The sequence below is a fragment of the Mucilaginibacter sp. P5_A4 genome (assembly GCF_056400605.1).
The window spans coordinates 112,155-118,645 of record NZ_JBFUKX010000016.1 but is presented as its reverse complement, the minus strand read 5'-3'; the positions used below and the strand labels follow the sequence as shown (position 1 = coordinate 118,645).

6 protein-coding genes are annotated in these 6,491 nt (G+C 36.6%); 4 read left to right on the top strand and 2 right to left on the bottom strand.

Features of this window, described 5'->3' with window-relative positions; genetic code table 11:
* Both AC1DQW_RS12320 and AC1DQW_RS12315 read right to left on the bottom strand, forming a co-directional pair.
* The coding region (locus tag AC1DQW_RS12320) for a hypothetical protein (protein ID WP_477454354.1) at positions 1 to 767 on the bottom strand (767 nt) is incomplete at its 3' end.
* A gap of 13 nt (positions 768 to 780) precedes the next feature.
* On the bottom strand, positions 781 to 2,100 hold the full coding sequence (locus AC1DQW_RS12315; protein WP_477454353.1) for a patatin-like phospholipase family protein: 1,320 nt from the start codon (positions 2,098 to 2,100) through the stop codon (positions 781 to 783).
* A 76-nt stretch (positions 2,101 to 2,176) separates the two neighbouring features.
* Between AC1DQW_RS12315 and AC1DQW_RS12310 the strand changes: the two genes are divergently transcribed.
* The 4 genes from AC1DQW_RS12310 to AC1DQW_RS12295 all read left to right on the top strand — a co-directional run bounded on the left by AC1DQW_RS12310 (position 2,177) and on the right by AC1DQW_RS12295 (position 6,490).
* Entirely contained in the window at positions 2,177 to 2,302 is a 126-nt protein-coding gene (locus AC1DQW_RS12310; RefSeq protein WP_477454352.1) for a hypothetical protein, read from the top strand.
* 485 nt (positions 2,303 to 2,787) lie between these two features.
* On the top strand, positions 2,788 to 3,285 hold the full coding sequence (locus AC1DQW_RS12305; protein WP_477454351.1) for a UpxY family transcription antiterminator: 498 nt from the start codon (positions 2,788 to 2,790) through the stop codon (positions 3,283 to 3,285).
* Positions 3,286 to 3,516: 231 nt separating this feature from the next.
* Entirely contained in the window at positions 3,517 to 5,730 is a 2,214-nt protein-coding gene (locus AC1DQW_RS12300; RefSeq protein WP_477454350.1) for a CmcI family methyltransferase, read from the top strand.
* A 13-nt stretch (positions 5,731 to 5,743) separates the two neighbouring features.
* Entirely contained in the window at positions 5,744 to 6,490 is a 747-nt protein-coding gene (locus tag AC1DQW_RS12295) for a capsular polysaccharide synthesis protein (RefSeq protein ID WP_477454355.1), read from the top strand.
* Position 6,491: the final 1 nt, after the last annotated feature.

The window sequence follows — 6,491 nt, the reverse complement described above, 5'->3', positions numbered from 1 at the left end:
GCAATGGTTAGCAGTAAAATGACGATGTTTTCTGGAAGTTTATTTTTTTCCTGCTGGTATTTTTTATTGGTAAGCAAACCTGATACGGTGATAACAGAATCTGCATTTAGGTTTAGCCTTTGCGAAAATATTTTGTAGCTGTTCCCGCTAAGGTGTATTTTTTTTACTTGTCCTTCTAAAAAAGCGCTTTTATCGGATTTTAATGAGTCTGATACTATTGTTGTTATACCGCTGGGGAATGTTTGGTAGATAATGTTTTTTTGCCTGAGGAAGATATACTGGTCAAATATTTCGTCGGTAAGTAAAGGGTCGACAAACTGTTTTAAAGTATACTTCATGTGGATAAAGTAGCCCTTTTTTTGGAGGTGAATAGTTAGCGTCCGGTTATCAAATTCCACTCTGCAAATGCTGTCGGTTAAGGTATTAATGTTGTTTTTTTCTGCCGATGGCTGTACCGGCTTGATAGATTCGAGGATGAAGCTTTCCTGCGAATAGTGTTCAACATATTTGCTTAACCTTTCCCGGTTGTATTGCGCCGGATTTTTTTCGTAAGTATTGAGTATGGTATTTAAAAGCGCTATAGAGTTATCAACCTTTGACTGAATGTTGATTTCAATATTTTGCAAACATCTGAAGCGCTGAGCTTCTAATTCATTTTGATTATCAGGAACGTAAATAAAAAAGTAAAATGCACCAATTACCAGTACAAAAACTAAAGTGGCAAACACAATTGCCTGGTTACGACCGAATGAAAATCTATTTTTCATTTCAATAACGCTGTTATCCTTCCTTATCGCAATTCAGCCATTTTTCTTTGGCTGCCTTATAGGTATCATAACCCAGATGAACGCCCTTACTATCACCACGTATTAACTGATTAGGCAGACACAAGCCAGAGCCATTTACAATAAACTTATCACAAAGACGCTTAATCAGGTCAACCTCATCATTTTTTACAGCATCCATATCAAGATCCATTATTGCAATAAAATCGGCCTCGCCGTTCGGGTCGTTTTTATAAATATCGGGTGCTTCATATAGTTGGTTAGCCTGGTTAAGTATTGGTTTTAAACAAGGGTTTATCCGCACAACACAGGCTTTATTGCTCAGCGAAGGGTCAATCATGGCATAGGTTATAAATGTGGCAGAATCAGGCGGATCGCCGAGAATACTGGTCGACATTTTTTTTATATCAGCAAAAAATGAAGATCGGTTGTCTGTAATGGCAAGCTTGTTATTTTTATTTTTGTTATAAATAGAAGCAATTACCGGGTTGGTTGAATTTTCATAGTCGCCTATAAGTGCTTCCCCGCCTGTGCCGGTACCTAATGAAAGGATCTTGAAATCGCTTAGTGGTAAGTTGGGATTATTTGTCCGGGCTTCTATAAAGCCGGCAAGTACCGGGTTATTAAAGCCGGATACTGCACCGTCCCAAAACCAGGTTTTACGTTTGTCATCTCCCCCAAGTAAACTGGTGGTAATTGCTGCCGGCGAATCAAAATAATTAATAGGGGCGTTACTGGATGAATGTATGGCTTCTCCTAAGCTTACCTGGTAAAATTTGCCATTACCAAAACCGTCTGTTTTACTTGCCGGGTTTGATCGGAAGAAAACTGCCCTTTGTCTTAGATAGTCATATCCGGCAACAAGTATCTGTAAATCATTTTTGCCGATGATAGCCGGAAGATCATTCATATAGGTATCCAAAATAGGCTTGGCTGCCTTTTTTTGTATAACGAGGCTATCATACTTGTTCAGTACATTTTTAAGGCCGCTGAGCTTTCTTTCGGTACTGTATTTTGGGCCGAGCACATTGGTAAGGCTTGCAATGTTTCTCCATTTTAATTTTTCCCAGAATGATAATTTTGAAAAAACCTGCTTTCGTTTATTTTCATCCTCAAAAACCGAAATTATTTCACTGAGCAACATATTGTTACATAGCGAAGCCAAAACGAGGCTGCCTCCCGAATTTGCGATCACGAGGTCGAACTGATGTAAAACTTCGTGACCGGAGATATCCCCATAAATATCCTTAAGTACGCGGGCCTGAATCAAAGCCCAGGAACCACCGCCATCTAATGAAAGTATTTTATATGCCATTTGGTAATTGGTTTAATAAATCAAGTTTTTTCTCTATATATATGTATATTTCTCTCTTATTTGATAATAAAACAGCATGTTATTATCAAAAAACTATCCGGATATTGCAGGTTTTTTGAGTCAACCAAAAACGAAGATTACGCCAATTGCCACGCCAGGAATGTTTGATCTGAACATGTTACCTCCTTTATTAAAAGAATAAATTATTCAGGAATGCCGATCCAGAATGCACAGCGAATCATCCTGCTGTCATCTGAATAAAAAAACACTACTGATTAAAAACGAATGGTGTAACAGTAAATAAAAGGGCTTGTATCCTTTTTTATTTATGGTTTATATACTATAAAACTCCTAAACATCACCGATATATGCAATAGCTATTAATAACTATTTATTAGTATGGTTTTAGCGTTATAGTTTTATAAATCAAATACTTAAATCCAAATACCAGGTTGGCATCTTATTAATTCCTTTATGTATTAATTAAAGCAAGGCAGCTTACAATTTTGACCAAATAAGTGATAAAATAGTTATAAATGGCTATTTCGGTTGTAAGTAAAGATGCTCAATTTTATTGTGGGGCTTAACTATAAGATAATTTTTTTTATAAAAGCCTGCCGGTGAAATGTGTAATGGATTAAGAACCATCATTTTATTAAAATACATCTATCTAAACGTATCATTTCTATGGAAACTTTTTTTAAAAAAAATTGGTACATTATTTACACCTTTCCAAATCTCGAAAAAAAAATATATAATGAATTAACGAGGAAAAAGATCAAAGCTTACCTGCCTTTACAAAAGGTTATAAGGCAGTGGAGCGATCGCAGGAAGGAATTACAGGTACCTATGTTTCCTAACTATGTTTTTATAAATTCAACAGAAAGGGACCGTTTTAAGTTATTGAATATAGGTGGAATTTTGAAGTTTATTACGTTTGAAGGTAAACCGGCTATAATGTCAGAAGAAGAAATTTTAAGTATCATGAAATTTGAAGAGGTGGCCTTTGAGTTGGAGCCTAATCTTATTGAAGGGGATGACGTAATAATTGTTGAAGGGCCATTTACAGGATTGCAGGGTAAGTTATTTTTTAAACGGGGTAAAGAAAGAGTGGGAATACACTTAAATTCAATTAACCAATCACTTTCTATTGAGGTTTGTTCATCAAGCCTCAGAAAATGTTAATGCAAAATAGTTACTATTGGCTATTGTACTGAGTTTTGAATACACTTAATTTTATACTTGTTAAGCTACTTGAGCAAACACTACCATTGAATCTAAATAAGTACTAAGAATTTTTCAGCTTTTTAAACGGATGTATTTGTGACAATCCCCAAGCGAAGCTTTGCTTTACAGCCAAAATTCAAGTGTCCCGCTTAATTTAAATTAAAAAAAATCAGATTACAATCAATAAGTATGGATAAGCTACCGCTTGTATCATGCATTATGCCAACCTATAACCGCAGGCGTTTTGTACCACACGCCATCCGGTATTTTCAACGGCAGGAACATCAAAATAAGGAATTAATTATAATTGATGACGGAACAGATTGTATTGAAGACCTTGTTATAAACCAGCCTGGTATAAAATACATCCGCCTTGATCATAAAATAACACTTGGCGAAAAATTAAATATGGCCTGTAGCAATGCATCGGGCAGTATAATCGCTAACTGGGACGATGATGATTGGTATGCCCCGCATCGTTTAAAATACCAGGTGCACGAATTAAATAAAAATAATACCAGGGTTTGCGGTATCAATAACCTGCTTTACTACGATTTTTTTAATAACCAGGCTTATCAGTATAAATATCCTTCAGATCAGCGTAAATGGCTATTAGGTAGTTCATTATGCTATTACAGATCGCATTGGGAAAACAACCAGTTTAAAAATATTAATGTAGGTATGGATGGATTATTTGTTTGGAATACCTCTCCGGAGCATGTTACCGAGTTGGAAGATACCACCATGTCGGTTCATATGATACATGATCAAAACATTAGCCCCAAACAAACTTCAGGTGAATGGTGGCATCCTTATTCTGTAAAAGATATTGAACAAATTATGCAGGCTGATTTAAAACATTATCATAATCATAGCATGGCTGTAAATTATAGCCGGATGAGTGAGGTTACAAATAGTGTTACTATTCAAGGCAACTCAGGAAAGGGAAAAAATGTTTACGCCTGCCTGGTGCATGAAAGCCCGGACTGTGTAATTGATATGGTCCGTAATTTACACTATAACGATCCATCTTCTATAATTTTACTTTTCAACGGTGGGGCTGATTTTGATCTTAAATCAACATTGTTTCCATTTGAGCAATTTGGTGCTGTTATCTGTCCTGTTAGTTATTATGTGAAGCATGGTTATCTGCACACTTTTGCGTTGGAATGTATGAGGTTTGCATTGGAAAACTTTTCATTCAACACTTTAACAATTGTTGATTCTGATCAGTTAAGTGTTCAGCCGGATTACTCTTTATTTATATCCAATTTCCTATCCGATAAAAGTAACGTTGGGTTATTGTCAAGCAGGCCAGAGCGTATTACCGCAGAAAACAGGGATGTATGGACATCAATTAAAGCATTTGAAGAATATGATCTGTGGAAACCATTGCTGAAAACCTTCCCCGATGGAGAGAATAAGTTTGTACACTGGTCTTTTTGGCCCTCAACAGTATTTACTTATGATGCAGTTAAGGATTTGGTTAAACAGTTTAAGATCAATACCCGGCTTCATGATATAATGCAGCGCACAGGGATATGGGCAACCGAAGAAATTATTTTACCTACAATGGTAAGTTTGCTTGGGTATGATATTCTGCTAAATCCATGCTGTAATACTTTTAATAATTATCAAAAATCTTATTCCACATTAGATCTGGATTGCGCATTAAGTGATCCGAATGTTTTTTGGATGCACCCAGTTGCCAGGGAATATGATGATGTGATCAGAAACAGCACACGGTTATATCTCAATAATTATACCCCTGCTAAAAATGAAATAATACACGAACCTGTTGATCAGTCATTGTTTTTCCCGCTGCAGGTAATTGCAGAAATTCAAAAAATTCAGGGATGGCTTAGTGATGCTGAGTGTGAATTACTTATGGCCACGGCATTAAAAGCATGCTTTAAATTTTCTGGCGCCCATGTTGTTGAAATTGGGAGTTTTCATGGCAAAGCAACAATTTTGCTGGGCAAAATTGCCAAATCAATATCAGATGAAATTAAGGTAATTGCTGTTGATCAGCACGATGGAAAGTTAGGAGCCTTAGGTTCGGATTTGTGTGTATTTGAACCCTCTTTTGAAAGTTTTAAGCAAAATATTGAAAATGCAGGTCTTTCAGCTACCGTGATCTCCCAGGTTGGTAAATCAGTTGATGTTAAATGGGATAACGCAATTTCGCTGTTACTGATAGATGGCCTGCATGATTATATCAGTATCAATGATGATTTTCAGCACTTTTCGCCTTTTGTAGCAGTAAACGGATATGTTGTTTTTCACGATTATGCTGATTATTATCCAGATGTGCAGACGTATGTAAATCAGTTACTTGCAAAAGGTAAATATCAACACGTTTGCCTGGCCGAATCTCTTATCGTTATTCAAAAAATAAGTTAAACCACCAACAGTGATGAATCAGGAACCGGCAGATTTACCTATATGGCTTTATTGGGAAGGTGATCTTCCCGATTGGATCCGCGAGTGCCAAAAAACAGTATTTGCACATGGCGCCAATGTTCAATTGCTGACACCTGAAAGTTTTAGAGAAATGCGTAACACCGATCTGGATATAAAGCTTGAAGACCTTTACGTAGCGCACCGTGCAGATTTTATTCGGGCGTTTTTACTTGCAAGGCATGGTGGTTTATGGATTGATTCGGATTGTGTGGTTATTAAATCTCTTAAACCTTTAATGGATACTTTAAATAATTATGAGTTTTTAGGGTACAGGGAGCGGTCTGGCGAGGTAACAAACAACCTGATGGGCGCATCTAAGAACAGCACTATCGCCGCAAATTATTATAGCCTTATTTGTAGTATTTTACGCAATAGCGAGCCTATTGAGTGGCTAACCTTAGGGTCAAAAGCATTAACATCTACGCTTAACGAAAGTAATGCTTCATGGTGCGAACTAACCGTGGAACAGATTCAACCAGTGTGCTGGAGTAAACCCGAAGAATTTTTGGAGGAAAGGCCTGACGAAGAACACCAATATTTTATTAACAGGACCTCTTATTGCTACATGCTTTCTGCCAATATGGTAAGGCAACATATTTCTGAAAACCCAAATAAAAATATTTTAAATAAGAATACTTTTTTCAGTTACCTGCTAAGAATGTCGGTGCCAACTGAAGAAAATTATTTAGCCTTTGCTTAAA

Bases quoted from the DNA above. Each gene is read 5' to 3' on its own strand.
- AC1DQW_RS12315 (WP_477454353.1), bottom strand. From the start codon at position 2,100: ATGGCATATAAAATACTTTCATTAGATGGCGGTGGTTCCTGGGCTTTG.
- AC1DQW_RS12310 (WP_477454352.1), top strand. From the start codon at position 2,177: ATGTTATTATCAAAAAACTATCCGGATATTGCAGGTTTTTTGAGTCAA.
- AC1DQW_RS12305 (WP_477454351.1), top strand. From the start codon at position 2,788: ATGGAAACTTTTTTTAAAAAAAATTGGTACATTATTTACACCTTTCCA.
- AC1DQW_RS12300 (WP_477454350.1), top strand. From the start codon at position 3,517: ATGGATAAGCTACCGCTTGTATCATGCATTATGCCAACCTATAACCGC.
- AC1DQW_RS12295 (WP_477454355.1), top strand. From the start codon at position 5,744: ATGAATCAGGAACCGGCAGATTTACCTATATGGCTTTATTGGGAAGGT.